We start from the raw sequence: 25223 nt of genomic DNA, 5'->3' as shown, positions 1-25223 counted from the left end.
AAGAAATGTTATGAGTATGTTAATAAGCGACGGCAAACAATCCAGCAAAATGATGGGTACTCTCCAAATGATGGAGTTGAGAGGAGACTATAATCAGCGCTTATTTTGGCTAGAAGGCCAAGCGATAGATCCAAGCGCTGCGCAAACCTTACTCAGTACCAAAGCCAAATTTGATTGGGGGTGCAATAGCGAAGGAGCTGCATTGTTGGCCTTGGCGATTTGCCTACACCTCTATGACGAAAAACGCGCCTTACAAGTATACCAAGAGTTTAAATGGAAACATATCGTAGACCTGCCTCAAGATAATTTTTGTCAGATGAATCAGATTTTGCAAGGTTAAATTATAAAAAACAAAACGACGGAAATTTACAGAAGAAGGTTCTTGTAGACAGATTACCACAAAGAACACAAAATGATAGCAACCCGGTGGCTACCTGCCAGTGAAGAAATGGAGGAAGAGCAGTACAAAGAGCAGTTTTTAGCGTAAAAACATTTTCTCGCAAGTAGAAGTGGCCAAGGTGTTGGTAAATGAATAAGGACTGCTCTTCATTGTAGGGCTAGAATTGCAAAGTTGGGTTCACGAGAAAGTGTTTACAGATTTGCCCCACTACACTTGGCTATCGTAGTTTCTGAAGACTTGATAACACAGTTGGCCGTAGAACAATTGGTCGAAGAAGCAAGTGAACAGAAAATCTTCTCAACGCAGTTTTTTGATAATGAAGCAGCAGTAAGGGGTTGGCTTATAGCCCTATAAAAACACAGCTTTAGAAAGACCACTGGATAATGACGCTCATGTTACACAGATTCAGTGCTATATTAATTTCCGGTATAAATCAACTCCTTGTGTACCAACTGCCAACGCAGCTGGTGTTTTTTGTAAATACAAAAATAGCTTCGCACCTGTGGCCGATCCGTGTCCCAAAAGGCATAATGCGAAATTTCGACCATCGCCACCGTCTTATCGGGGTTGAACAAAGGGCGTGTGCACTGCTGAAAGTCGCGCTCGCCGTATTTTTGCTCAAATGTCAAGATGCTCCATTGACCTGCTTGTACCTTGCCTACATCGGCAGGGTCGAGTACCCGCAAGCCCTTGAACAAAGCCTGTTGCCAAGCGTGTATATTGTGAGGATATTGGCTATAAAAGCTCCCCACTTCTTCTAAGGCAAAAAACTCTGGGGCATACCGAAAAAGCCGCTCCCGATCCATTAGCGAAACCACCCCGGCCGTATCGGCCCAAATCAATCGCAGGGGTATGCCCTCAGCAGCAATCTCTTCCAGCCAAGCGTGTTCTTCGGCCTTGTTTGTACGAGCAAAGGCTTCTTGTGCTAGTTTTTGTGCCTCTTGTGTAGTAGGAAACTCAAACTTAGCCTCGCGTTTGGGGTAACGCCCTGCGATATTCCGCCCTAGTTTGCCCAGTCGCCCTTTTTGAGGTTGGTCAACGCTAGCCGTATCACAAGCACAAAGCCCCACCCCTGCCAACACAACTATGCCAAGCCATTTGAAAAGCCCGCTTTTAAGCCGTACTTTTGTAGGTGCATTGGCGCTATTTTTCTTGACAAATTCCCTTATGAAGCCCATCAATTTTAAAGACTTGATTTTGTTTGAAGATGAAGACTATGTGCTCATCAACAAGCCTCCTTATATCTCAACCCTCCAAGACCGTGCGCCCGAGGGCAAGCAGAGTCTCATAGAGCTGGCCAGAGACTATGTAGCTACGGCACAAATGGGACATCGGTTAGATAAAGAAACCTCTGGTGTATTGGCCATTGCCAAAAATCCCGAAGCCTACCGCCATCTGTCCCTACAGTTTGAGCATCGTGAGATAGCCAAGCTCTATCACGCTGTGGTGGAGGGAGTGCAAGAGTTTGACAATATCTGCGTCAACCTACCCATCCTGCCCCTACGCACTGGCAAAGTAAAGATAGATACGCAAGAGGGCAAGGAGGCAATGACTTTTTTTCGCACCCTACAAATGTTTCGCCACCATACCTTGGTAGAGTGCCGCCCGATTACAGGCCGGATGCACCAAATCCGCATCCACCTTGCTGTACTCAAAGCCCCCATTGTGGCCGACGAAGCCTATGGCGGGCAACACTTGTACCTCTCCCAAATCAAACGGAAGGGCTTTAATATGAAACAAACCGACGAAGAGCAGCCTCTCATTCAGCGAGTGGTGTTACACGCACGGAGTCTGTTGTTTAAGCGAATGAACGGAGAAGAAATTAGCGTAGAAGCACCTTACCCCAAGGACATCCGCGCCCTGCTCAACCAACTCGAAAAACACAGCGGATAATCAGCGTAAAACAAGTACCTAGTCCCGTAGCTTCGGGTTTTGTTGGTGGCGCTGGCTATCGCGCTGGGTCTTTTTGTCTAGGTTTTTGCGCAGCGCCTCGGTCAAGTCGATGCCGGTCTGGTTGGCCAAGCAAATCAAGACAAAGAGTACATCGGCCATTTCGTCGCCAAGGTCGCGGTGCTTATCACTTTCTTTAAACGACTGCTCACCATAAGTGCGCGCCATCAGGCGGGCTAGCTCACCCACCTCTTCCATCAGAACCGCCATATTGGTTAATTCGTTAAAATAGCGAATACCCTTGGTTTGAATCCACTCGTCTACGAGTTGTTGTGCTTGTGCTAGTGTCATTATGGATGTATTAGTGTATTTTTAAGAAATCATTAATATCTTTGTTAAGTATGGCTAGAGCGCCTTGGGTGCTCAAATTTATCGTATTTTTGTCTCAAATCATTGTTGTTATGAAAAAGCTTGGCTTCAGTCTTGTGGTCGTTTTGGCGGCCTGCACCTCCCTAGGGTTTTATTTTAATGTTAATGACTCACAAGCCAAAGGAACAGATCTTTCCTTGGCGACCCAAACCGTCCCCAATATCGAGCAAACTGGCCCCGATGGCAAAACAACCTATGCCTTGCATCAGGTAATGAAACAACACAAACTTGTTTTGATAGATTTTTGGGCCTCTTGGTGTGGCCCTTGCCGCCAAGAAAACCCCAATGTGGTCAAGGTATATCAAGCTTATCAAGATAAAGGTTTTACCGTGTTCAGTGTATCACTAGACAATAACGCCAGCAAATGGCAAAGCGCTATCACCAAAGACCAATTGTCTTGGCCATATCACGTGTCAGACCTGAAAGGCTGGAACAATGAAGCCGCAATAACTTACGGTGTTCAGGCTATCCCAATGAGCTATTTGATTGATAGTCAGGGAAAGATATTGGCCAAAAACTTGCGTGGTCGTGCTTTGGAGCAGGCAGTAGCCCAACATCTAAAATAACACCGGTATGCCCTCTACACCCTAAGAGGGCTTTTTCTTTAATAGTATGGAGTACGCCAATGATGACAAACTCTTGCAACAAACATAAAGCCTGATTTTGGAAATGTGGAGAAATGATGCCAAGATTTGCCAACTTTCATTTTCTTGATTATCAAAGGTTTCCATTGTATACAGTGTCCAAAATAGTTTTGATTGGGCATAGTCTGGAAAATGGAAATATTACAAATCAGATAACATCAAGAAATTCAAACAAATCCTAGGACACATTGCACACATACTCCGCTCAGTACTCATACGTATTTAACCCTTATTTTGCGCAAAAACGCTATGGAAAACGCTTCCGCTTACAAAGTATTGGTCGTCGATGACGATGTAGACATTGTCGAAATCTTACAATACAACCTCGACAAGGCTGGATATAAAGTAGCTTCGGCCAATAACGGTAAACAAGCTGTCGAGATAGTCAAGACCTTCTTGCCCGACCTGATTATCATGGACATTATGATGCCCAAAATGGACGGGGTAGAGGCGAGCCGCATTATCCGCGAAATGCCCGAAGCTGCTGAGACCTATATCATTTTCTTGACCGCACGCGCCGAGGAATATTCCGAAATAGCCGCCTTCGATACCGGAGCTGATGATTATATCACCAAGCCTATTCGCCCCCGTGCCTTGGTGAGCCGTATCAGTGCGATTTTCAAACGACGTAGCAAACGCGAACAGGCTCACAATACACTCAGTGTTGGCGACCTTGTCATCGACCGACAGAGCTATACCGTCTATAAAGCCGACCAACTCATTAATTTGCCCAAGAAAGAATTTGAACTGCTTTATTTCTTAGCCCAACACCCCAATAAAGTATTCAGTCGAGAAGATTTGCTCCAAAACATTTGGGGGGCTGATGTGTATGTATTGGCACGCACAGTAGATGTGCACATTCGCAAGGTGCGCGAAAAAATTGGCGAAGGCTATATCCGTACAGTCAAAGGGGTAGGGTACAAAATAAGCCTCGAAAACTAAAACACCACGCTCCGATGCAGTACAATGCACAAGTAGTTGCGCTGATAGCCGCCGCTGCCGTCTCAGGGATTACAGTTGCCTTTCTGTCTTTGTTGGCTCCTGGGTGGGTGGTGCTGTTTGTGGCTTTGGGAATTAGCTTCTCAGCTTCATTTTTACTTTTTTACTTTGCCCTAGAGTTCTTGGTGTTCAAAGAAATCAATGAGCTATATAGCATCGTAGAGAAAATGAAGAAGAAGGACTTCAAAATTGTCAAGAAAACGCTGCGTTCTTCGCTTAGTCCTGTCCGAAAACTAGGCGACGAAATCCATATTTATGCTACCAAAAAACAACGCGAAATAGAAGAGCTCAAAAAGATTGAGGTGTATCGTAGAGAATTTCTGGCCGATGTGTCTCACGAGCTGAAAACCCCCATTTTTGCCGCCCAAGGGTTTCTGCATACCATCGTCGATAGTGAAATAGAAGACGAAGTGTTGCGTAACAAATTTCTTGGTAAGGCTATCAAAGCACTAGAAGGCCTGAACACCATGATTCAGGACTTGATGACACTCTCTAAGATGGAAGCTGGGTTTATTACGATGAATATCCAAGCCACTGACTTGGTCAAAGTAGTGCGTGATGTGTTTGAACAACTGGAAGAGCAGGCCGAGGACAAGGGAGTCTCCCTGACGGCCGATTTTCAACAAGTCGAATCGCTCAATGTCTGGGCAGATGAATACCGAATTCGCCACGTATTCCTTAATCTAATCGAAAACGCCGTTAAATATGGCAATCGCGAGGGGCATGTAGTGGTGCACTTTCAACCACAAGCAGACAACGTACAGGTAAGCATCGAAGACGATGGCCCGGGCATTGGCGCAGAACACTTGGAGCGCATTTTTGAACGCTTTTATAGGGTGGAAAAAAGCCGCTCCAAAGAAAAAGGAGGCACAGGGCTTGGCCTAGCGATTGTAAAGCAGGTATTAGAAGCCCATCAATCGAAGATAGAAGTGATGAGCAAGAAGAAAAAAGGCACTACCTTCCGCTTTACCCTGCGCCGCTGCGAAGCCCCACTGCCCGAAGGAATGACCATCGGCACACAAGCAACTGCGCTCAAAGACGAAGCCTAAACTTGGATTGACGATTTGGTCAATCGTCAATCCAAACTTGCCAATCGTCAATCTAAAATCTACCTACCCAACAAAGCATCAAAAGCCTTTTGTGGTTTTTCAAAATCGAACAGTGCGGTTACCTGACTCATTTTTCGGCGAATTTCGTCTGTACAGAGTTGGCCAATGCTGCCCTCGTGTGTATGGTTGAGCGTAGTGCTGGGTTGGTAAGTGTCGTTGGCGATGGCCTCACCCACAGCACGGTAGGCATCACGGAAGGGAACACCGGCCTGTACTTGCGCATTGACCACTTCTACACTAAACAAGTAGCGATATTTGGGGTCTTGGAGCAGGTTATCAGCTACTTCTACGTGGCGCATCATCTCGTAGGTGGCTTTGAGGCATTCGTGCAGGCTGTCGAGGGCGGGGATAGTTGCCTCCTTGAGCAGCTGCAAGTCGCGGTGATAGCCCGAGGGCAGGTTGGTGGTCATCATCATCACCGTATTGGGCAGGGCTTGGAGCGCATTGCCTTTGGCGCGAATCAGCTCGAAGACATCCGGGTTTTTTTTATGAGGCATAATGCTTGAGCCAGTCGTCAGGTGCTCAGGAAAGCGGAAAAAGCCAAAATTTTGCCCCATATACAGACAGACATCCATGGCCATTTTGGCCAAGGTAGCCCCGATAGAGGCCAAGGCAAAAGCCAGACTGCGCTCGGCTTTGCCGCGCCCCATTTGTGCATAGACCACATTGTAGCTCAGGTCGGCAAAGCCAAGCAGCTCGGTAGTCATCCGGCGGTTGAGCGGAAACGAGGAACCATAGCCTGCAGCAGAGCCTAGTGGGTTTTGGTCGATGATGGCGTGGGCGCTTTGCAAAAGGCGGAGGTCATCAACAAGACTTTCGGCATAAGCCCCAAACCAAAGTCCAAACGAAGAGGGCATCGCTACCTGAAGGTGTGTGTAGCCGGGCATCAGCTTGTCTTGGTGGGTCTCGCTTAGTTGGAGTAGCAAGTCGAAAAGCTGCTGGGTTTCTTGTGTCAGCAGGGCTATTTCTGACCGCATCCAGAGCTTGAGGTCAAGCAGCACTTGGTCGTTTCGGGAGCGCCCGGCGTGGATTTTCTTACCTACCTCACCCAAGCGTTGCGTCAGCATCAGCTCTACCTGAGAGTGAATATCTTCTACTCCGGCGGCAATCTCAAAATCATTGGCCTCTATGGCAGCGTAGACCTCCCGTAGCCCGTCGCGTAGGCTTGCCCACTCGGTGTGGCTGAGCAACCCGACCGATTCGAGCATTTGAATATGGGCTAGGGAGCCTAGCACATCGAAGGGGGCAAGGCGCATATCCCAGTGGGGGTCATTGCCTACCGTAAAAGCAGATACCCAGTCGGCATCGGCTTGTTGATCTTTTTGCCAGAGTTTCATAATGATATTATAGAATATGGGGAGGGAAAACAAGTTGGTCGAGCAGGGCGATATAATCAGCTATGCCTGATTCGAGCTCAGAAAGAACGATATACTCGTCGGCGGTATGGGAGCGCGCTGAGTCGCCTATCCCGATTTTGAGTGAGGGAAAAGGCATCAGGGCTTGGTCGGAGAGGGTAGGGGAGCCATAGGTTGTTTTGCCTAGGGCCAAGCCCCGCTGTACGACAGGGTGCGTCAGGGCTATCCCCGACGACTGTAGGCGCAACGAACGCGGCACTACCTCACAGCTGACCTGCGCCTTAATTTCGGCCAGCAGGGCTTCGTTGCTGTAGCACTCTGTGGTGCGCACATCCACCACCCAGTGGCAGCGGTCGGGCACGACATTGTGTTGTGTGCCGGCTTGTACTTGACTGACGGTCATCCGTACTTCCCCCAACACCGGTGATACTTGCTCGAAGCGGTAGTTGGCAAACCATTGGATGTCGGGCAGGGCTTTGTAAATAGCATTGACACCCTCTTGGCGGGCGGCGTGCCCGGCCTGGCCGTGGGCATAACAGTCGAGCACCATCAACCCCTTTTCGGCGATGGCCAGTTGCATTTGGGTGGGCTCGCCCACAATGGCCAAGTCTATAGGAGGGAGCAAGGGAAGGAGGGAGGCAATGCCGTTGGCACCCGAAATCTCCTCTTCGGCAGTGCCTGCCCAAATAAGGTTATAAGGTTGTGGGGCTTGCGCCAAATGCTCAAACGCGGCCAATAAACCTACGAGCGAAGCCCCTGCATCGTTACTGCCAAGGCCGTAGAGATGTGTGCCTTCGAGCGAAGCCCCAAAAGGATCACGTTGCCAGCCGCTTACCGGCTTGACGGTGTCGTGATGGGAGTTGAGCAAGAGCGTAGGCTGGCCGGCGCGGTTGTGTGGCGAAGCCACCCATATATTGTGTAGATGGCGCTGAGGGAGCCAACCCCTAGCGCTCAAAAAATCGAACAACAGCATAGCCGTAGCCCCTTCTTCGCGGCTGAAAGAAGGGGTCTGGACTAGTTGGCGGAGCAGGTCGAGGTGTACCTCCATCGCTTAGGCCTCCTCCTCGGGGGCTTTGTCGGCGCTGTTGGCAGCAGTTTCGTTACCCAAAGATGCCAGCAGCTCGGGCGCATACTGAGCCAAAATCCCATACCAGCTGACCAGCTTTTTTACGTCAGAGCTGCGCACTTTGTCGCGGTCGTAATCAGGGACTACATCAGCAAAAAAACCAAAAAGCGCTTCATCGTCAGACTTGGCATGTACAGGCAGGGCGAGTTGGTGTTTTTGATAAATATTGTACAACACGTCTGCTAAGGCAATATAGCCCTCACTGTCGGTGGTATACATCGAAACCTCCTGCAATACCGAAATACGTGCGGTAGCACCGGCTACTGTGCGTTTCTTTTGCTCGTCTAGGGTCTCTACCATGACACCGGTGCGCGTAGGCTTGAGTACTCGAAACAAGCCGGGCTTCCCGGCAATAGAGGCAATGTCTTTCAGTTCCATAAGGAAAATATGGGTTGTTATTTAAGTGGATTGCAAAGAAACTAAATCTTTTGCTTTGCACAAAGCCAGAAGGGACGCATCAACACACTGTCTGCCTGAAACATATTGTAATAAAAATTATGATAATAAAAACCGTTACACTCGTTCAGCTAGTTGGGGGGTTGGCCCGATGGGGGAGTACTAAGCGCTTGTTTACAATTGGCATCATCAACACTAACACACTGCTTTGTGGCTGCTATGTCGTCAACAATGCTCGCCGTAGCCCTCCCACAGTTAAAATCGTTGGCTGAGCATCACGCCTACGTTTTTTGCCTAGTATTAGCACAAAAATCAGCTGGTTTGAGTGCCGTGCTGAAAATTTAGACAAGCTCTTAGATTAAACTCAAACTAGCTTACTCCCTTTAGGCTTATAAATCCATATATTTGCGTATAGGGGCTAACAATGAAAAAATTTGATAACAGAGGTTTTGACCAATCAGAATACCAGCGATATTTTCGTCGTCATCAGGCCGAGTATATGCGTAAAAAATTACGTATGCTGAAGCGCTATCAATTGGGCAAGGCGTTTTCAGAAATAGCTGTCTATTTTGGGATTCACGAGCAGAGTGTCCGCAAATACATCAACACCTACATATGAGGTGGGTTTAAGGCACTCTGTAAAGCCGATGTCCGTCCTCAGCCAAGTCTGCTGAGTGAGTCGGAATGTGTCGCTTTCAAAGCGGTATTGTTGAGCAAGCGCCCCTGCTAGGTAGGCCTGAGCGGTACTATTTGGAGGGGCGCATTGATGTGTCTTTACCTGAAAAATACGTACAATGTGGTTTACAAATCAGGGGTTTACTGTCTTCCCTTCGTTTTTATGCCACAACTTCTAGCAGGGCTTTGCGTATAAGTGCTCAATTTGGACTTATTCCCCCCAAACAAAACCACCCTATGTTACGCAAAAACCTTTATTATGTGGCTGCCCTAGTACTTTTCTTGGGCGCTTGTGGCGGTACGACAACGCCTACTACTACTACTACCGACCAAACTGACCTCAACGCTGACACGAGTACCTCTCAATCGGCCAAGCCCTCAGAAAGTCTTGAGGAGATAGGCCTTACGGGGAGTTATTATTGTGTAAACACACGCGAGATGCTCTTGCTTTATTGGGAAGGAGGGTTGCAAAAAGTTTTTTATTATGATGGCAAGGGGGGTGATCAATTTCAAACCCTTGTAGTACAAAAGCCCAAAGGCTTAGATGCGGTGGCTTATAGTTGTTTTTTGGCCGAAAACGACAAGACCCAACCTCGCTTCAAGCTCGTCAGCGGCGTTTCGCCAGTAGGGGTAAGCCTTACGCTAATGGCTCCTGATGGCAGTGGAGCGGCAGAGGAGTTTGCGCTAATCGATGAGCAAACCCCCCCTGCGTTTGACGATAGCAATGTGCGTCCTTCTTTTTTTGTGCGCAATATCTACTGGCGGGCTTTTGTGAATGCGAGCAATATGGCACGGCTAGCTGCTGAAGACAGCCAAGAGGGGACTAACTCAGACCAATTGCATTTTGGGTATACAGACCCTGCCGGGCAGGAGGAGTTTTTCAGTGCGTATATAGATGCCAAAACCCACGAGCTGCGCTTTGAGTCTACCTCGATGGGTAAGGTCAGCGCTAGGCTTGGCTACCTGATGCCTACTTGGCAGGTGGTGTTGTATAATGCGCAAAAACAGCAGATAGGTACTTTCTCAGAAGATTTGGAGACAGCAAGAGAGTAACTCACCGCAAGCCGAAGGCTTGCCCTATACGGGCGCAAGCGGCTTAGCGATAGAGCCAAGTAGCCTTGCGGCTTGCCGCAAGCTACTGGTGAAAGCGCGACCCCGCGCCTGAAGGGATGGCAGAGATGGCCTTGAGCGTTGGGCGCGGGGGAAGCCCCACCATCAAAAATGAAAAGTACTGTACTTTTTGAGCTTGAGGCTGTGAAAGTAGGCGAATTTTTATCATTTTTGGCAAGCATCTCTAAAAACTACTTTTATGCTTGTCTTGCTTGCGTTGATGATGGGCTTGCCCCTGCTCAATTTTTTGGTGTTATTGGTCTGGCGTGAGCGCTGGACTTGGGGTTACTGGTGGGCGGTAGCCTCTATGGCCGCAGTCTTTGGGCTGAGCTTGTGGATGTGTATGGGCGCTGCGGAGGCGCAGCAGTGGGTGATTTATCGGCTGGAAATGGGTACACGTACCTGGGTGTTGAGCCTGTATCTGGATCAGCTCAGCCGCTGGATGATGGCCTTGGTCTGTGGGGTTTCGTGGCTGGTACATCTTTTTTCGGTTTCGTATATGCGTGGCGACAGGCATTACCATCGGTATTTTGCTTATTTGGGCTTGTTTACGGTGGCGATGTTGGGAATCTTGGCTACTGACCACCTCTTGGTGATTTATATTTTTTGGGAGTTGGTGGGCTTGGCCTCTTACCTCTTGATTGGGTTTTGGTACGAAAAGCCTGCCGCTGCCGCTGCCGCCAAAAAGGCCTTTGTGGTCAATAGGGTGGGAGACTTTGGCCTGATGATAGGCATCTTGCTACTCTATACCCATACGGGTGAGCTGACATGGACGGCCAATTTTGAGGCGCTCCACGATGGCAGTCTCTCAGCGGGGCTGACTACTTTTATTGGCTTGTGTCTCTTTGCGGGAGCGATGGGCAAGTCGGCGCAGTTTCCGCTACATATTTGGCTGCCCGACGCGATGGAAGGACCCACGCCGGTATCGGCGCTGATTCACGCCGCCACAATGGTAGCCGCCGGAGTGTACCTTGGCGCAAGGATATTTGGCTTACTCAGCCCCGATGCGCTGCTGGTGATTACAGTGCTAGGCTTGATGACGGCCTTTGTTGGTGGGTTTTCGGCCTTGGCTCAAACCGACATCAAGAAGGTATTGGCCTACTCGACGCTCTCGCAGCTGGGTTATATGATGATGGCTTTGGGGATGGGTGTCCCACAATTGGCGCTTTTCCATTTGTTTACCCACGCTTTTTTCAAAGCTTGTTTGTTTTTGAGTGCAGGCAGTGTGATTCACGCGCTACATCATTGGGCACACGAACACCACCTCCCGCTCGATGCCCAACATATGTACCTGATGGGCGGCTTGCGCAAGGCCATGCCTTTTACTTTTGTGTGTTATACGGTGGCAGCGGCGGCCTTGGTGGGGCTACCCCTTACTACGGGTTTCTTGTCCAAAGATGCGCTTTTGGCACACAGCCTTGGCTGGGCGCAGCTTCAGGGGGGAGGCACTTGGTATCTTTTTCCGGTAACGGCTTTCTTGACGGCTTTTTTGACAGCCTTTTATATGGGTCGCCAATGGGTGCTGGTCTTTTGGGGCGATGACCTCCGGGCAGCACAACTGCTCCAAAAGCCATACAGTCCACAGTCCTTGCCTGAGGCCGATGGCTGGATGCGCATACCCTTGGCCGTTTTGGCTTTGGGTTCAGTATGGATTTGCTTTAGTATCAATCCGTTAGACGGGGCGCATAGCTGGTTTTTGGAAGGGCTGCCACAGTGGCAATCGCTAGGGGCGGCGGCTGACTTGGGCCTGCGCTATGCTCAAGCCGCACACGATGTCCATTTGTTAGTGGCTACCGTTTCGGTGTTGCTGGCCTTGGCAGGGCTTAGCTTGTCCTTCCTGATTTTCAGCAAAAGCCAAGCCTATGCCCCCAATCCCCTACAAGACGAAGGCAGCCTCTGGCATCAGCTCTCGCTCAAAGGTCTGTATATGGGGCAGTGGTACGACAAGGCTTGGAGCAGGGCGTTTCAGCGAAGCTCCGAAAAAGCACTGGGCATAGACCAAACCCTCAGTCAAGGATTGGGCAGTGGGGTGGTTTGGAGTAGCAAACAAGTGGCCACGCTCGACAACCGTTGGGTCGACGGACTGGTCAATCTTGTGGCCAAAATACCCGTAGTACTGGCACACTTGATAGCCTGGTTCGACAAAAACATGGTGGATGGGTTGGTCAATTTTGTGGCTTGGTTAGCAGCCTTCGTCGGGCTGAAAGTCCGCACTCCGGCCAGGGGCGGCGTCAGTCAGTATGTTTTTGCAGCGGTGTTGTTGTTGATGCTTTTGCTTTGGTATTGGGTGGGGTGACACACCATTGGACATTTTTCAAATCCCATAGTTAAAACTGTGGGCTAAATCTCATTTTATCTCCAAAATGAGGCCTCAGCTTGCCTCGGAGCCGAAGCTCCGGGCTGTTTTTCCAAAAATGTTCAGGTTTAGCCCACGATTTTAATCGTGGGAGGGGTGAAAAACATTCAACCGTCCAAGCTAACCCCTTGGTGTTTCAAAACGTATGAATAGCCATCATCATTACTAAACTTCAAGAAGAAGATGGCCATACCATATTATTGCTGCCTAGGGGCACTTTTGTTTTTGTGTGCTTGTGAGCCGTCGGCAGAGCAACGGCAAACATCCATAGAGCACCTGATAGCATCGGGTATTGATTCGTTGCGTGCGAACCCTCCTTTCGATTTCGCCCAAATAACAGACAAGCTTACACAGATTGATGCCTTATGTACCCAAGGCAAACCTCTTGACAGTTTGGCTTGGGCAGCCAAACCGGTTACGCTTCCCTTCTGTGAGAGTAGTAGTGGTAGTTGTCGTTATGAGACAGACAACCTGCTCCTTACTATTCCCAAAGGATACCTCACTGGGGAGCCTGTATCCAAGGGCTATTTTAGTCGTTATGAGGCGGGCTCGGCCTTGATGCGCATCCATTACCTACAGCGGGGAACCTATCGCCCGATATATTTCCAAGACTCTTCTCCGGACTATGCCCGCCGGAATATGCAGGCCGATTTCAACTTGCTACGCCTCTGGCAGGATGTCAAGTGGTTGGTAGTGCTTGAAGTTACTCAGCAAACTTATCCTGAGCATTTACACGATGGCGAAGGGTTGATAGAGGGCAGGCTGCACATACTCTCGTGGGAACCCCTCCAATACCACGGTTACATCACGGTGAGCAGCCAAAACGCTGACCGGATTTACATTCCTGATTATAAGGAGAAAACAGTCGAAAAACGCCAGTACTATGGCAAACGCAGCACAACCAGAAAAGAAACCCAACGCGAATACCTTAGCGATAGTCAAAAACTAGGCTATGTACGCAAAGACCTAGAGGATAACTTTAAAGAGGCCATCAACAATACACTCGATTGTTTTTTTGTCAACCCAAAAGGAGAAAAACTCTATGGGTATTGAGCCTCAGGGGGTACCATCAATCAGCCCTCCCAATACTAAGGTGCTTGGAAGGGCTGAAAAGTATACCAAGATTTACTTGGTTTAAGGAGTCATAAGAGTTTATTCCTCTGATGCTCAAGTGATTATTATTGTTTCATCAGGCGCTCATTGAAGACCTGCTCTGCCGTAATCACCCGCACTAAGTAAGTGCCGGCCGGTAGCTGCGACAGACTTACTGTGGTCGACAGGTCTTGGCCGCTGAAAGTGCGCAAAAGAGTTTCTTGCACCAAACGTCCTTGGAGGTCATAAATTTCGGCCTTGGCCAGCTCGCGTTGTGTTTGTTGTAGAGCGATGATTAGCTCGTCAGTAGTGGGGTTGGGGAATAACACCAGCTTTTCTGTAGGTGCGTTGAGTGATTCTTCGATAGAAGTTACCAATATTTTACCCCCTACCTTGGCATTGAAAGCGCCTCTGCCGTGTGTGCCTATGGCCACAAGACCATCCTCGGCGCGAGTTCGTATCATCACCACAGGCACATTGCCGATACTGTTGGCACCCTCTTGTGTCCAGACAGTATTGAGGCCGTTGAGCTGAGTGGTGCTGTAGAGACCGGTGCTTGTCCCGGCATAATAAATAACATCACCTGATTCCTCAGGCCTATGGATAGCCACCCAACGCACCGAAGGGCCGTTGCCTGTTCCGTCAGGGTTCTCTTCGAGGTTACCGCTGATGTCCGTCCAAGTCTGCCCTCCGTTAGTAGTGTAAAAAACACTGCGGATACCATAGTTAGAAAATGCCACAAATACCCGATTGGCATCGGTTTCATCTACCGTAATACAGCTTACAAAGCCATCAGAAGGCAGTCCTCTGTCGCTATAAATATTGGTACGGGTGGGAGTGCTGCTTAGGTGCGCATTGTCGATGCGATAAATTTGACCGTTATTAGTACCATAGTACAAAACATTGGCCGGTGTTTTAGATACGTCCAAGGCACTAATACTGCCGCTGCTGAGAGAGGCTGTTGAGAGGCGTACCCATCCGGTGGTAGTCCCTTGGAAAGTAAAGCCTGACTCAATAGCAGCGAGGTCGTTGTTGCGCCACATCTCCAAACCAGCAGGGTAATACATCCTATTCGAGACGTTCTTATCCAAGATAAAGGGGTTGATAAAGCGCTGCCCGCTGGCTTGCGAAGGCTGAATGCCATCGATTTGGTTAAAACTAGAAGGGCTGGCGCTTCTATTGCGTAAGATACTGCCGTTTTGTTGGGAGAAATAACGGATATCTGTTCCGGTTACGATGGAATTCCAAGCCCCATCGCCACCACCACGCTCTTCCCCCCACAAATTATCAGGTTTAGGGCTAGTCGTAATCCAGTTGCCATTGTCTTGGAATCCAGCCATTAGTTTATCATCAAAGCCCTTGTAGGGGTCAATGGCAATGGCATATATTTGGGTGGTGAGATAGCCATTATTGAGGCTACGCCACTGTACAGGGGTGTTGCCGGTGGTGCCGGTGGTAATGTCAGTGGTGAGGCTCAAGCCGCCGTCGTGCCCACAAATAGCGCTGATATTACTACCAGGCAAGAAAACCAAGGTATGAATATCGGGGTGATGATCGGGATAGCTCGATACGTTATTGGCAGGGGAATAACCACCAATCCACTGGGTAGGCCCTGTGTTGGCACTTACTTGTTTGCTCTGAAAGCCATCTGATGAGCGGTGTAAGTTAGTAGCGCCAATAAACACGTACTCTGGGTTGTCAGGCTTTACTTTAATCACATAATTGTAGCCGCCTTGAGGATTAAAATTCCCCACACTACCACCTATGTCAGGCAATTGCTCGGAGCGGTCAGACCAATCACCGGCACTGTGTTGGTAGCGGTAGAGTTTGTTGCTGGTATTGCTTTCATAAACCAAAAACCAGACAATATCAGGGTTAGAGGGGGCAATAGCAATTTCTATGCGGCGGTACACATTAGGGAATGAGCTAGGCAAGGTGATAGGTGTCCAGTTGATGCCGTCAGTAGAGCGAAAAATGCCTTTTTGTGTTCCAAAGCTATGGGTGCTGGCATAAAAAAGACGGCTATTGGTGCCAGTAGAGACCACATCTAAGTGCGACCACTGCCCTGACTGAGAAATACTAGCATCTACTACTTGTGTCCAGCTAGTACCTCCATTCGTAGAACGATAAATGCCACGCAAATTGCTGACCAGTACCGCTCCACTGACAGGGTCTATCGCGATGTCATAACACTGCTGCCATTCATTGCGTGTGCCTGAGCCAAACTGTGTGCGGTTTACAGGGATAGTACTGCTCAATTGTTGCCAAGTACGTCCGTTGTCAGTAGATTTGAACACTCCTTGACCTAAGAAGAAGGCACTCCCACCCGAGGCGCTGTTGCCAGCGGTTTCGCCCGTAATATAATACCAAGTATCGCGGCTGGTGGGGTCTTGGGCAATTCCTGTAACCGAAGGGTGATCTCCAATGTTGGAGACCAACGTCCAGTTTTGGCCTTGGTCAGTTGAGCGATACATCCCACCCGAAGCCCCTCCTGCTAGGAGTATGTTGCTGTTGCGGCTATCGATACCAACAGCACGCGTACGTCCCCCTACATTGTAGGGGCCGCGAGAAGTCCAAGTAGCATTATTGCGTACTTCATAGCCATTAGCCCGTTGGATAGAAGGCTGTAGGTTGGCACGGCTAGAATAAACATAGTTTAGCTCTTGTAGCCGAATATTCTCTGGGATTTTGCCTGTATTGGGGTCTGCCAACATTTCCAATTCGTGCCTGATACGACCCTGAGGGTCATCAGGAATACGTAAATCTTGAGCTTGACCAAATGACTGAAGCCAAAGACAGCAGCACAAGAAACTCAAAAGGTGGCGGTAAGACACAAGCATATGTGGGGATGATAACATAAGTGAAATATAATGTCTGGTGGTTGAAAATAAGCCTTAGGGATTGATGCTATGAGATTGTATGGTATACTTGACAAGGTCTTCGTCTAACATAAGCCCCCCCTGAATGTCTGCCGTAAATATGGCACTGGGTTGTAAAAACAACTCATTTAGCCCCTTAGGGAAATAAACATCGATGTTCTGCTGTGGCGATACCGAACCCTCAAAGCCAGAGCCATAGCCTAGTATTTTCAAAATTTTAATGCTGACATTTTGCGGTGTATCAGGAGTACCTTCAGGCAAGGACGCAACCGTCAATACAGCCTGTACTCGCACAATGCCAATAGGCATTGGTTCTTTCAACATGGTTGTTTCTCTAAGATTGTTGACGACTGTTGTGGTATTGCTACTATCTTTTTGATTATCAGTTGATTGACCGTTAGTAGTATGTGTTGCTTGAGGCTTGCAAGCGCATAACAACCCAAAGAAAAAGAGCAGGAGTGCCCAAGGGATTTTTCGCATCATGATGACTGTGATTGATAGTATCGCTTTGTGTAATAATGGCCACAAAGATACAGCTTTTGTGAAGACATTATACGTATTTGTAAAGCACATGACCAACTAAGTGCAAGGAGATTGGCTTTTTATCGAAAAAAATAGTAGCTTTCGTAGGTAATCAACAAAATAAACTAACAAACTGCTAATGAAAGTCTTACGAACACCCGATGTGCGATTTGAGGGTTTAACAGAGTATCCCTTCGCCCCAAACTATGTGCAAATCAGCCCTGAGCTACGGATGCACTACCTCGACGAGGGGCAGCACCCTACCGAAACTTTATTACTGATGCACGGAGAGCCTACCTGGTCTTACCTTTATCGCAAGATGATTCCCCTATTTACGGCTGCTGGCTACCGTGTGATTGCTCCCGACCTCATCGGATTTGGCAAATCCGATAAACCCACTGAGCTGACCGACTACAGCTACCAAAATCACGTGGATTGGATGAGTACCTTTCTTCAAAAAATTGATTTACAAAATCTTACGCTTGTATGCCAAGATTGGGGCGGGCTGATAGGGCTTCGCCTCGCCGCCGAAAATCAAGAGCGCTTCAAGCGCATCACCGTCTCCAATACCTTTCTGCCCACCGGGCAGGGCAAGCCTAGCGATGCCTTCTTGGCTTGGCAACAATACTCCCAAACAGCTCCAGTGCTCAATATCGGCAAAATCGTCAACGGGGGCTGTGCGATACCATTGAGCGCTGAAGCCATCGCCGCCTATGATGCCCCCTTCCCCGATAAAGACTACAAGGCCGGCGCTCGTATTTTCCCCGCTCTCGTGCCCACCAGCCCCCAAGACCCGGCAGTGCCTGCCAACCTCAAAGCTTGGGAAGTATACAAACAGTGGCAAAAACCTTTTTTGACGGCCTTCGGCGACAAAGACCCTATCACACACGGCGGTGATACCTTTTTTCAAAAAGTTGTTCCGGGCGCACAAAATCAACCTCACATCACCCTCCAAAATGCCGGGCACTTTTGCCAAGAAGACCAAGGCGAAGCCTGGGCAAAAGCAATCATAGATTGGATGCAGGCTAGCGTTTGATTGTCCAAAAATAGACTACCATGACACAACAAATCAACACACCTCGTGGGTGCTTTGCCTTGCGCGACAGTGGGGGCGAGGCCTTCCCTGTTTTGATGATTCACGGGTGGCCCGAAACGTCTTATTGTTGGGAACATACACTCCCATATTTGCCTTCAAGTTTTCGCTACATCCGCCCTGACACACGTGGTATGGGTGATAGCGAACGCACTCTAGCACCCGAAGCCTACCAGAAACACGAGCTAGCCAAGGACATCCTCGTCCTAGCCGATACCTTGGGTTTGGGCGAATTTGCTCTCGTAGGGCACGATTGGGGAGGAGTCATTGCCCAAGAGATGGCTCTGCTTGCTCCCGAGCGGGTCAAAGCCTTGGTTGTGCTCAATATTTTCTTGCTCAACAACCGTAGTGGTTCGCTATTGGCACAGCAAAAAATCCGCAATCAAGGCGCTAGGGCTGAGTGGTATCAAGTGTTTCAACAGCAGCCAGTCTTGGCCGAAGCCATGATTCCGGGCAACGAGGAGGTCTGGATTCGCTACTTTGTCCGTAGTCCACTCAAGAACCGCCAACTCCCCGAAGACAGCCTTCAGGCCTACATTCAAGCCTACAGTCAGCCGCATACCCCCACCACTGCCGCCAACTACTACCGGACGATGTTTGAGGATGTACACCGTTGGAAGACCCTGCAAAATCAACCTTTTACAATGCCAGCCCTCATCATCTATGGCCAGCGCGACCCTGTAGTCATTCCGGAGTATTTTGAAGGACACCAAAACTGTTTTACACAGCTGAGGGGCGTTGTCAATATCGAAGCCGGACATTTTGTACAAGAAGAACAGCCTGAGGCTGTCGCAATGGCACTCACCCAGTTTTTGGAGGAAGTGTTATAGACATGAAACAGATACTGTCAGAAAAGTAGCTCGTAGCTCCAACTCCGAGACAGGCTGAGCCCTTACTTGAGCACAAAATAAGACCTAGCCCATAGTTTTAACTATGGGATTTGAAAAATGCCTATTGGTGTATCATTCGTGCATCCGTGGCACAACCGACGCACCCATCCTCACAGGCGGCATTAGCATTTGGTTATTTGACCTCAAAATCCAGCAGACACTCTTCGCCGATATAGGCCTGAAGGCGGTCGCCGACTTTGACAGCCGCCACACCTTTGGGTGTACCAGTGAAAATCAAGTCTCCAGTTTTGAGGGTAAAATAGTGCGACACGTGTGCCACGAGATAGTCAAAGTCATAGAGCATCAGAGAGGTATTGCCTTGTTGTCGCCATTCACCATTGACTTTGAGGCCAAAGTCGATATGTTGTTTGTCGGGGAAGTGTTCCATTGGCAGGAAGCCCGACACAGGTGCTGAGCCATTGAAGGCCTTGGCTTTCTCCCAGGGCAAACCCTTGGCTTTGAGCTCGCTTTGGAGGTCGCGGGCGGTGAAATCTATACCCACCCCGATTTGGTCGTAGTATTTGTGGGCAAACTCCGGTTCAATATGTTTACCTTCCTTACAAATGCGCAGCACTAGTTCCACCTCGTGGTGAATATCTTGGCTGAAGCTGGGGTGATAAAAAGGCGCATTGTCTTTGAGCAGCGCCGTATCAGGTTTGAGGAATACAACCGGCTCTGTGGGGCGTTCGTTTTGGAGTTCGGCTATATGTTCGGCATAATTACGGCCTATGGCAATGATTTTCATAAAAGAGATGCTAGCGTGTTGCGTAAATAATTGTATAACAAATCAACACAAAAGTGCGCAATTTTGCAAAACAAAAAAGCAGTTCAGATATTTCTGAACTGCTTCTGCCTCATTTTAGGGCGACCAATGGGACTCGAACCCACGACCCCCAGAACCACAATCTGGTGCTCTAACCACCTGAGCTATGACCGCCGTGTCGAATTGAGAATGCAAAGGTAACAGGTCGGTTGGTTTTGCGCAAGTGTTTGGAAGAAAAAAATCGAATAGAATGAGCAAGTGATTAAAAATCAGGCTAAAAAATTTTTAATCTGTCTTTTGGGGATGAGCGGAGTCTTTTGACAAAGCCACACCCATCCCGCTAAAAACTAGGCCATGCGATTGAGCAAGTCTTGGTGTCGGGCTTCATCCATCTGAAAAAAGCCACCACTGACACGGTTCTGGCGCAGGTTTTCGAGGATAAGTGCGTGCTTATCTGTTCCGATGTTGGCCTCACTGAGGCGTGTAGGAATACCTAAGTCATCGCGGTAGAACTTTTCGAGCATATTGATATAGTCTACTCCTTTGGCATCTGGCCCTAGCAAGCGTTGGGCTAAGAAGTCGAGCTTGGTACTGATATCGGGTTGGTAACTTTTGAGCCAGGCCGGGTATACAATCGAAAGCCCTGCTCCATGGGGAATATCAAACAAGACACTGAGCGAATGCTCGAAGCCGTGTACGCCCCAGTCACCACCACGTTTGCCGGCAGCCAAGGACCCATTGAGCGCATTGGTCGCCAACCACATAATATTGGCGCGAATATCGTAGTCCGTAGGGTTGTTCATCACGGCTCTGCCATACTGAATAGCCAATTGGATGATGTCGCTGCTATAATAATGGCTCAACGGGCTATCGCTAGGCTCAAAGTACAGCTCCATTACGTGAGAGATAAGGTCGGCTACGCCATAGGCTGTGTAGTCTAGCGGTACGGAGTACGTGTATTCTGGATCTAAAAAAGAGGCTTTGGGGAACAGGAGCGGGTGCCCATAGCCACTTTTGACACCAGTTTCATCGTTTTGCAATACCGTAAACATATTCATCTCCGAGCCGGTGGCGGCCAAGGTCAATACGGTGATGAGAGGCGCGGCTTGCGTAGGGGCTTGGGCTTTGCGGGTATAGAAATCCCAGACAGAATGTGCTACATACAAGCCGGCGGCCACAGCTTTGGCCGTATCCAACACCGAGCCTCCACCAACGGCAATCACCATTGTAGCGCCAAAAGCCTTTCCTTGCGCTACGGCAGCGTCTGCGTCTTGGTAAATGGGGTTTGACTTGATGCCTTCGTATACGGTACTGTCAATACCTGCATTTTTGAGCTGCGACAATACCTTATCCAAAATACCGTTTTTTTTGATAGAGCCTTTACCAATCAAAACAAGCGCTTTTTGACCATATTGGGTAGCTTCTTTACCAAGCTTATCTACACAGCTTTTGCCGAAGTAGAGTTTGGTCGGGTTATAAGCAACGAAATTTTCCATAGAGTAGTAGGGTTTGGGGTAAGTTATTTACAGGGGCTAACAAATAAAATGCGCGCCTTGTTCATTATCAATAGCGCAAGATAGGACTTTACCTAAGAGTTTATGGGATTTTCTGAGTTTAAGGAGGCGCTATACTGTAAGGCTCTCAAGGGAGGCTTTACAACTACCTTAGCGAGCAAATCACTAAAGAGCCAAGTTTATCAGTATATAGCGGGCAACTATAAGAAGCCGCAAAAGAGGCTAAAGTGGTATCAAAATACCCTAATTTACTTCTCATTGAGCACACCAGACAGCCGAAATCGCTTCAAAATTCGTTGTAATGTGTTTGTCTGTACGATATTCTTGCTAAATTGTGCCAAAATAAGTCCCAAGCAATGCAACAAACAGTCTAAAAGAATAGATGTACTTTTTGAGGTTTTTTTGCGATAATAAGCCGATGTAATTGCATTTTTCTTATTATCTGGAACAATTACATCGTATTTTTTGTATTTTTACATCATAGTGTGTATATTGCACGAAATTTGGTAGAACATAAATTTAATACTCATGCACATCAAAGATTACATCCGTGAGCTTTTGACTTCCGGACCATTCAACATTTCGGCAGTAGAAAAAGAAGCAAAGCTTCCTACCCGTACTATTCACAACTGGCTCAAAAACCTCCAAGATTTGCCTCAGAAGCACTTGGTATCGCTTTTGACCATCAGCTTGAAGTACGGTTTGCGCGTAGGTGATGCTCACCACGCCTACTTGGAAGGCGATATGCTTATCCTAGAGTACCGCGAGCGTACTAGCTTAGGTATCGACGACATTCCCATCGACAAGGTGCGCATCCGCCGTCTACCTTGGTTCGAGTGGCAAAACAGCCCTGATTTGTAGTCATCAACGCTCAAGTTATGAGAGCACCCTTTGCGAGAGGGTGCTTTTTTGTTGCCCATATTGTTCTTAGAGGTATCCCTTGGGCTCTTGTTGGGCTAGCAGCAAGTCATAGGCAAACCAGTAGATTGATTGCTTGACTATCAAGGGTTTACGGGGTTTTATGCCAAGATTCACAAGATTTGAGGATTTACAGGATTTGATTTTCTTGATTCTCAAGGATGCTTAGCACACATATTTCCCAAACCAATTTTGATTGAGTACAATACACACATTTCCTGAATGAATGCTGATTGGGCAGGCAGTCTTAGGCTGAGGCTTTGTTTGCTAAAATGATTTATTGGCAAAATAAATCCATAACTTCGTTAAATATGCTAAAAAAAAGCAACAACTTTTCCCGATAATTGCGCAGAAGTCTTGCGGACATTTAGAAGAATAAAAAAGCGAAGGATATGGGTACATACACCAGCTTTTGGCGTATTTTTATAATATTTTGTTGTGTGTGCCTGACCCTAAGGTATGTACCCTTAGTTTTGCGCAATGATACGAATCAAAATATACGATTGTATATTGAGCAGGCCGAAATTATGCTGCCTCCACAAACAGCTTATGAGCTAGATTACCCGATTGGAACGGTCATTTATGCGCAAAGAGGAGGAGAAATGCCTAAGGCTGTACTTACCATACAAGCCAATATGGCACACAAGACCTACAATTTGTCAAGTCTATTCTAGTCTTGACTATTGACAACACACCATGTAGCGGTGTATGGCGTTAGCCTCGAAGTTTGCATTACTTCAAGTTGCTAGTGCGATGGTTGGATTCGCAAAGAGACTGTTACGATAGTTCCTCGGCTAGGGTTGTTATCTAGGCGCAGTACCCCCTGATGCAGCTCGATGAGTGCCTTGGCCAAGTATAAGCCCAATCCCATTCCTTGTTGCTCGTATTTGGCACGCTCAAACTGACGGTAGGCGGTGATGTTTTGCATCTGCCAAGGCTCCATCCCGCGCCCATAGTCAATGATTTTGAGATGATAGAGGTCTTCGTGTTTTTTGCCCAATACCTGAACGATTTGGCCTTTTTCTGAAAACTTGAGTGCGTTTTCTACCAATTCTTTGACTATTTTCTGAGCGTGTGGGGCAGCAATGCGCAAGGTACTCTCTTCTAGTTCTACAATCACATCATTGTAGCGCCCATAATCGCGGGCTACTTGGTCGATAGTCTCCTCAGCCAGGCGCTTAAACCCTTGTGTCAGGCCACTGGCATAAAAAGCCCGTAGTTCCTCATCCTCTTTCAAAGATTCGAGAATATTGTAGAGTTGATAATTTTGTAGGGTATTGTTGAGCCTTTTGGCCGAACTATGGATGATATGTAATAGCTCTTTTTCTTCCTCTTTATTGAGGTTTCCCTGCCGCTTGAGCAGCAGATCCGTACTCATCAAAATCCCGCTGAGCGGAGTATTGATTTCGTGTGCTGATTTTTCGTGGAGGAGCATTTTGTTTTGGTCAGTATGGTGGAGCAAGGTCTGAGTGGTTTGGCTATCCTTGCGTTTGTTGATTTTGCTGCGGATGCTGTCGAGCAGCTCTTTTTCGTCAAAAGGTTTGATGAGATAATCATCAGCGCCCAACAACATGGCCGCACGAATATCCTTGACATCGGCCTTGGAAGTGAGGAAAATAAAAGGAATCCCGGCAGTATGTCGATTTTCTTGAAGTTTTTGCAACACCTCATAACCATTCATACCAGGCATCATCACATCACAAATAATCACTTCGGGGTGTTCTTGAAGTGCTAAGATTAACCCCTTTTGGCCGTTTTCGGCCTGAAGTACATCATATTGTTTCGACTCAAGCAGCTTGGTAATTCCTGTACGGGTCAATTTATCGTCATCTATAATGAGTATGCGCGGCATAAGTGAGCGTTCGGCGTTGGGAGAGAGGGTTTTGGTTTTACTAATCAATTACAATGCTAAACGTATGGCCGCCACAAAAAAAATTAGCCTCTAACACAGTAGAGGCTTGACAATGAGTGGCTAAGTATACACAATGAAAATTGGGAAAATGGCCACGCCACTGGACATTTTTGGAAAAATAGCTCGGAGCTCCAGCTCCGAGACAAGCTGAGGCCTTATTTCACACCCAAAATAAGACTTAACCCACAGTTTTAACGGTGGGATTTGAAAAATCTCCACTGGTGTGGAAACGTGTCAAATCAAGCAAATTTTGGCAGATCTTCAGGCTTTGCGTTTTTTCCATTCTTGGAGCACCCGCGCATAATACCATTGATAAGGGTAATTCATCCATTCATACAAAGCCTGAGGAAAGCGTAGCACCCAAAATAGCCGTGAGGGGTATATGGCCCGACTGTTGCGGCGAATACCACGCAGCATAGCTGCTGCGACCCGCTCAGCGGGTTGGCTGGGGAAAGGCACGGGTGTTTCAGAGGCGTGTGCGGCCTTGAAAAAGTTTGTTCGGGTAGCAATAGGGTAGACCAGGCCGATGCGCCCTTTATCGCGTACCTCAAAACGATAGGCATCCTCAAAACGAGAAAGAGCCCCTTTACTGGCCGAGTACAAGGCATAGCCCGGCAGGCTGAGTTTGGCCATGGCCGAGGCTGTCATCAATACATAATAAGGGCTTTGTGTGGCGCGGTGGAGTGCTTGCATCTTGGCCAAGGCATAGAGGGGCGAGAGTACATTGAGTCGCATCATCCGCTCCATCCGCCCCCAATCCGCATAATCGAAGGTTTCGTAATAAGCAAAACCCGCATTGGCAACAAAAATAGTAGGCCGAAGCCCTCGGCCTTCAGCAAAAGCAAATAAAGTATCGAGCGTTTCCGGAAGGCAAAGATCGCCTACGAAGGGATGTATCCGCGCCGGTTTTTCGCGCAACTCCTGAACCTGTTGGTCGAGCGCTCCTGCATCAATGTCGACTGCAATAATATCGGCCTGATAAACTGCCAACTTGGCCAATAGCTCTGCGCCAATGCCCGAAGCCGCCCCCGTCAGAATAATGTGTGCGTTGTGAAGTTCCATAATGATTGTGTGTAGGTTAGGAAAATAGCGCCCGACAAAGGCGACCTCTGATGATAAAATCAAAAATGAAGTAAAACACCCTTTGGCAT

General features: G+C 48.2%; 25 protein-coding genes and 1 tRNA gene. 13 read left to right on the top strand and 13 right to left on the bottom strand.

Annotation, left to right across the window (positions count from 1 at the left end; genetic code table 11):
• The first annotated feature begins 10 nt into the window (after positions 1-10).
• A complete protein-coding gene (locus G499_RS0115670; RefSeq protein ID WP_154658497.1) occupies positions 11-340 on the top strand; it encodes a DUF6166 domain-containing protein in 330 nt (109 codons plus the stop codon).
• Between the two features lie 476 nt (positions 341-816).
• Here G499_RS0115670 and G499_RS0115665 read toward each other — a convergent pair whose 3' ends face one another.
• The gene (locus tag G499_RS0115665) at positions 817-1578 is read right to left on the bottom strand and encodes a hypothetical protein (protein ID WP_027000720.1); all 762 of its coding nucleotides are present in this window, start codon (positions 1576-1578) and stop codon (positions 817-819) included.
• Here G499_RS0115665 and G499_RS0115660 point away from each other — a divergent pair.
• The gene (locus G499_RS0115660; RefSeq protein WP_027000719.1) at positions 1568-2293 is read left to right on the top strand and encodes an RluA family pseudouridine synthase; all 726 of its coding nucleotides are present in this window, start codon (positions 1568-1570) and stop codon (positions 2291-2293) included. The genes G499_RS0115665 and G499_RS0115660 overlap by 11 nt on opposite strands.
• Before the next feature lie 18 nt (positions 2294-2311).
• Here the strand turns inward: G499_RS0115660 and G499_RS0115655 are convergent, their stop codons facing one another.
• Positions 2312-2641 carry a nucleotide pyrophosphohydrolase gene (locus G499_RS0115655; RefSeq protein ID WP_027000718.1) on the bottom strand — a complete coding sequence of 110 codons (330 nt, stop codon included), beginning with the start codon at positions 2639-2641 and terminating at the stop codon, positions 2312-2314.
• 110 nt (positions 2642-2751) lie between these two features.
• Between G499_RS0115655 and G499_RS20365 the strand changes: the two genes are divergently transcribed.
• The 3 genes from G499_RS20365 to G499_RS20360 all read left to right on the top strand — a co-directional run bounded on the left by G499_RS20365 (position 2752) and on the right by G499_RS20360 (position 5411).
• Positions 2752-3285 (top strand): TlpA family protein disulfide reductase, encoded by a 534-nt coding sequence (locus G499_RS20365; protein WP_245576758.1) that lies wholly within the window; start codon positions 2752-2754, stop codon positions 3283-3285.
• 327 nt (positions 3286-3612) lie between these two features.
• Positions 3613-4305, top strand: coding sequence for a response regulator (locus tag G499_RS0115645; protein ID WP_027000717.1), 693 nt, complete (start codon positions 3613-3615; stop codon positions 4303-4305).
• A 14-nt stretch (positions 4306-4319) separates the two neighbouring features.
• Positions 4320-5411: a sensor histidine kinase gene (locus G499_RS20360; protein WP_081413837.1), complete on the top strand. Its 1092-nt coding sequence runs from the start codon at positions 4320-4322 to the stop codon at positions 5409-5411.
• Between the two features lie 59 nt (positions 5412-5470).
• On the opposite strand, the gene argH is transcribed toward G499_RS20360, so the two are convergent.
• The 3 genes from argH to G499_RS20355 are packed head-to-tail and all read right to left on the bottom strand — an operon-like array spanning position 5471 to position 8330.
• Positions 5471-6808: an argininosuccinate lyase gene (argH, locus tag G499_RS0115635; RefSeq protein WP_027000716.1), complete on the bottom strand. Its 1338-nt coding sequence runs from the start codon at positions 6806-6808 to the stop codon at positions 5471-5473.
• A gap of 7 nt (positions 6809-6815) precedes the next feature.
• On the bottom strand, positions 6816-7874 hold the full coding sequence (locus tag G499_RS0115630; RefSeq protein WP_027000715.1) for a M20 family metallo-hydrolase: 1059 nt from the start codon (positions 7872-7874) through the stop codon (positions 6816-6818).
• Between the two features lie 3 nt (positions 7875-7877).
• Complete coding sequence (locus G499_RS20355; RefSeq protein WP_035727746.1) at positions 7878-8330, bottom strand: DUF5606 family protein; 453 nt, start codon at positions 8328-8330, stop codon at positions 7878-7880.
• A gap of 442 nt (positions 8331-8772) precedes the next feature.
• Between G499_RS20355 and G499_RS0115620 the strand changes: the two genes are divergently transcribed.
• Both G499_RS0115620 and G499_RS0115615 read left to right on the top strand, forming a co-directional pair.
• Positions 8773-8967: a helix-turn-helix domain-containing protein gene (locus G499_RS0115620; RefSeq protein WP_027000714.1), complete on the top strand. Its 195-nt coding sequence runs from the start codon at positions 8773-8775 to the stop codon at positions 8965-8967.
• Between the two features lie 293 nt (positions 8968-9260).
• Positions 9261-10076 (top strand): hypothetical protein, encoded by an 816-nt coding sequence (locus G499_RS0115615; protein ID WP_027000713.1) that lies wholly within the window; start codon positions 9261-9263, stop codon positions 10074-10076.
• 82 nt (positions 10077-10158) lie between these two features.
• On the opposite strand, the gene G499_RS22160 is transcribed toward G499_RS0115615, so the two are convergent.
• The gene (locus G499_RS22160) at positions 10159-10302 is read right to left on the bottom strand and encodes a hypothetical protein (RefSeq protein ID WP_211231631.1); all 144 of its coding nucleotides are present in this window, start codon (positions 10300-10302) and stop codon (positions 10159-10161) included.
• A gap of 30 nt (positions 10303-10332) precedes the next feature.
• Between G499_RS22160 and G499_RS0115605 the strand changes: the two genes are divergently transcribed.
• Both G499_RS0115605 and G499_RS0115600 read left to right on the top strand, forming a co-directional pair.
• Entirely contained in the window at positions 10333-12429 is a 2097-nt protein-coding gene (locus tag G499_RS0115605; protein WP_027000712.1) for an NADH-quinone oxidoreductase subunit 5 family protein, read from the top strand.
• Positions 12430-12672: 243 nt separating this feature from the next.
• Positions 12673-13542: a hypothetical protein gene (locus G499_RS0115600; RefSeq protein WP_027000711.1), complete on the top strand. Its 870-nt coding sequence runs from the start codon at positions 12673-12675 to the stop codon at positions 13540-13542.
• A gap of 125 nt (positions 13543-13667) precedes the next feature.
• On the opposite strand, the gene G499_RS0115595 is transcribed toward G499_RS0115600, so the two are convergent.
• Positions 13668-16439, bottom strand: coding sequence for a T9SS type A sorting domain-containing protein (locus tag G499_RS0115595; RefSeq protein ID WP_081413836.1), 2772 nt, complete (start codon positions 16437-16439; stop codon positions 13668-13670).
• A gap of 36 nt (positions 16440-16475) precedes the next feature.
• Positions 16476-16784 carry a hypothetical protein gene (locus G499_RS0115590; protein ID WP_154658496.1) on the bottom strand — a complete coding sequence of 103 codons (309 nt, stop codon included), beginning with the start codon at positions 16782-16784 and terminating at the stop codon, positions 16476-16478.
• Positions 16785-17121: 337 nt separating this feature from the next.
• Between G499_RS0115590 and G499_RS0115585 the strand changes: the two genes are divergently transcribed.
• Both G499_RS0115585 and G499_RS0115580 read left to right on the top strand, forming a co-directional pair.
• Positions 17122-18018, top strand: a complete 897-nt coding sequence (locus G499_RS0115585) for a haloalkane dehalogenase (protein WP_027000708.1) — start codon at positions 17122-17124, stop codon at positions 18016-18018.
• Between the two features lie 20 nt (positions 18019-18038).
• Complete coding sequence (locus G499_RS0115580) at positions 18039-18905, top strand: alpha/beta fold hydrolase (RefSeq protein WP_027000707.1); 867 nt, start codon at positions 18039-18041, stop codon at positions 18903-18905.
• A gap of 193 nt (positions 18906-19098) precedes the next feature.
• On the opposite strand, the gene G499_RS0115575 is transcribed toward G499_RS0115580, so the two are convergent.
• From G499_RS0115575 to G499_RS20350, 3 genes are all read right to left on the bottom strand, one after another.
• The gene (locus G499_RS0115575) at positions 19099-19710 is read right to left on the bottom strand and encodes a fumarylacetoacetate hydrolase family protein (protein ID WP_027000706.1); all 612 of its coding nucleotides are present in this window, start codon (positions 19708-19710) and stop codon (positions 19099-19101) included.
• A gap of 118 nt (positions 19711-19828) precedes the next feature.
• A tRNA-His gene (locus G499_RS0115570) sits at positions 19829-19902 on the bottom strand.
• A gap of 173 nt (positions 19903-20075) precedes the next feature.
• A complete protein-coding gene (locus tag G499_RS20350) occupies positions 20076-21224 on the bottom strand; it encodes an iron-containing alcohol dehydrogenase (protein WP_051296311.1) in 1149 nt (382 codons plus the stop codon).
• A 546-nt stretch (positions 21225-21770) separates the two neighbouring features.
• On the opposite strand from G499_RS20350, the gene G499_RS0115555 reads away from it, so the two are divergent.
• Together G499_RS0115555 and G499_RS22155 are read left to right on the top strand one after the other, a co-directional pair.
• Positions 21771-22103: a hypothetical protein gene (locus tag G499_RS0115555; protein WP_027000704.1), complete on the top strand. Its 333-nt coding sequence runs from the start codon at positions 21771-21773 to the stop codon at positions 22101-22103.
• 584 nt (positions 22104-22687) lie between these two features.
• Positions 22688-22834 carry a hypothetical protein gene (locus tag G499_RS22155; RefSeq protein ID WP_154658495.1) on the top strand — a complete coding sequence of 49 codons (147 nt, stop codon included), beginning with the start codon at positions 22688-22690 and terminating at the stop codon, positions 22832-22834.
• Positions 22835-22905: 71 nt separating this feature from the next.
• Here the strand turns inward: G499_RS22155 and G499_RS0115545 are convergent, their stop codons facing one another.
• Complete coding sequence (locus G499_RS0115545; RefSeq protein ID WP_027000702.1) at positions 22906-24012, bottom strand: hybrid sensor histidine kinase/response regulator; 1107 nt, start codon at positions 24010-24012, stop codon at positions 22906-22908.
• A 321-nt stretch (positions 24013-24333) separates the two neighbouring features.
• Positions 24334-25134, bottom strand: coding sequence for an SDR family NAD(P)-dependent oxidoreductase (locus tag G499_RS0115540; protein WP_027000701.1), 801 nt, complete (start codon positions 25132-25134; stop codon positions 24334-24336).
• Positions 25135-25223: the final 89 nt, after the last annotated feature.

It is taken from the genome of Eisenibacter elegans DSM 3317 (assembly GCF_000430505.1).
Classification (GTDB): domain Bacteria; phylum Bacteroidota; class Bacteroidia; order Cytophagales; family Microscillaceae; genus Eisenibacter; species Eisenibacter elegans.
This window is presented reverse-complemented; position numbering and strand designations above follow the sequence as displayed.

Excerpts from the sequence above, each read along its gene's own strand:
- G499_RS0115645 (WP_027000717.1), top strand. The coding sequence starts at position 3,613 with ATGGAAAACGCTTCCGCTTACAAAGTATTGGTCGTCGATGACGATGTA.
- G499_RS0115590 (WP_154658496.1), bottom strand. The coding sequence starts at position 16,784 with ATGTTGAAAGAACCAATGCCTATTGGCATTGTGCGAGTACAGGCTGTA.
- G499_RS0115595 (WP_081413836.1), bottom strand. The coding sequence starts at position 16,439 with ATGTTATCATCCCCACATATGCTTGTGTCTTACCGCCACCTTTTGAGT.
- G499_RS0115540 (WP_027000701.1), bottom strand. The coding sequence starts at position 25,134 with ATGGAACTTCACAACGCACACATTATTCTGACGGGGGCGGCTTCGGGC.
- G499_RS0115605 (WP_027000712.1), top strand. The coding sequence starts at position 10,333 with ATGCTTGTCTTGCTTGCGTTGATGATGGGCTTGCCCCTGCTCAATTTT.
- G499_RS0115660 (WP_027000719.1), top strand. The coding sequence starts at position 1,568 with ATGAAGCCCATCAATTTTAAAGACTTGATTTTGTTTGAAGATGAAGAC.
- G499_RS0115555 (WP_027000704.1), top strand. The coding sequence starts at position 21,771 with ATGCACATCAAAGATTACATCCGTGAGCTTTTGACTTCCGGACCATTC.
- G499_RS0115630 (WP_027000715.1), bottom strand. The coding sequence starts at position 7,874 with ATGGAGGTACACCTCGACCTGCTCCGCCAACTAGTCCAGACCCCTTCT.
- G499_RS0115580 (WP_027000707.1), top strand. The coding sequence starts at position 18,039 with ATGACACAACAAATCAACACACCTCGTGGGTGCTTTGCCTTGCGCGAC.
- G499_RS20350 (WP_051296311.1), bottom strand. The coding sequence starts at position 21,224 with ATGGAAAATTTCGTTGCTTATAACCCGACCAAACTCTACTTCGGCAAA.
- G499_RS20365 (WP_245576758.1), top strand. The coding sequence starts at position 2,752 with ATGAAAAAGCTTGGCTTCAGTCTTGTGGTCGTTTTGGCGGCCTGCACC.
- G499_RS0115615 (WP_027000713.1), top strand. The coding sequence starts at position 9,261 with ATGTTACGCAAAAACCTTTATTATGTGGCTGCCCTAGTACTTTTCTTG.
- G499_RS0115575 (WP_027000706.1), bottom strand. The coding sequence starts at position 19,710 with ATGAAAATCATTGCCATAGGCCGTAATTATGCCGAACATATAGCCGAA.
- G499_RS20360 (WP_081413837.1), top strand. The coding sequence starts at position 4,320 with ATGCAGTACAATGCACAAGTAGTTGCGCTGATAGCCGCCGCTGCCGTC.
- G499_RS0115585 (WP_027000708.1), top strand. The coding sequence starts at position 17,122 with ATGAAAGTCTTACGAACACCCGATGTGCGATTTGAGGGTTTAACAGAG.
- G499_RS22155 (WP_154658495.1), top strand. The coding sequence starts at position 22,688 with ATGCTGCCTCCACAAACAGCTTATGAGCTAGATTACCCGATTGGAACG.
- G499_RS0115600 (WP_027000711.1), top strand. The coding sequence starts at position 12,673 with ATGGCCATACCATATTATTGCTGCCTAGGGGCACTTTTGTTTTTGTGT.
- G499_RS0115665 (WP_027000720.1), bottom strand. The coding sequence starts at position 1,578 with ATGGGCTTCATAAGGGAATTTGTCAAGAAAAATAGCGCCAATGCACCT.
- G499_RS0115670 (WP_154658497.1), top strand. The coding sequence starts at position 11 with ATGAGTATGTTAATAAGCGACGGCAAACAATCCAGCAAAATGATGGGT.
- G499_RS0115655 (WP_027000718.1), bottom strand. The coding sequence starts at position 2,641 with ATGACACTAGCACAAGCACAACAACTCGTAGACGAGTGGATTCAAACC.
- argH (WP_027000716.1), bottom strand. The coding sequence starts at position 6,808 with ATGAAACTCTGGCAAAAAGATCAACAAGCCGATGCCGACTGGGTATCT.
- G499_RS20355 (WP_035727746.1), bottom strand. The coding sequence starts at position 8,330 with ATGGAACTGAAAGACATTGCCTCTATTGCCGGGAAGCCCGGCTTGTTT.
- G499_RS0115620 (WP_027000714.1), top strand. The coding sequence starts at position 8,773 with ATGAAAAAATTTGATAACAGAGGTTTTGACCAATCAGAATACCAGCGA.
- G499_RS22160 (WP_211231631.1), bottom strand. The coding sequence starts at position 10,302 with ATGATAAAAATTCGCCTACTTTCACAGCCTCAAGCTCAAAAAGTACAG.
- G499_RS0115545 (WP_027000702.1), bottom strand. The coding sequence starts at position 24,012 with ATGCCGCGCATACTCATTATAGATGACGATAAATTGACCCGTACAGGA.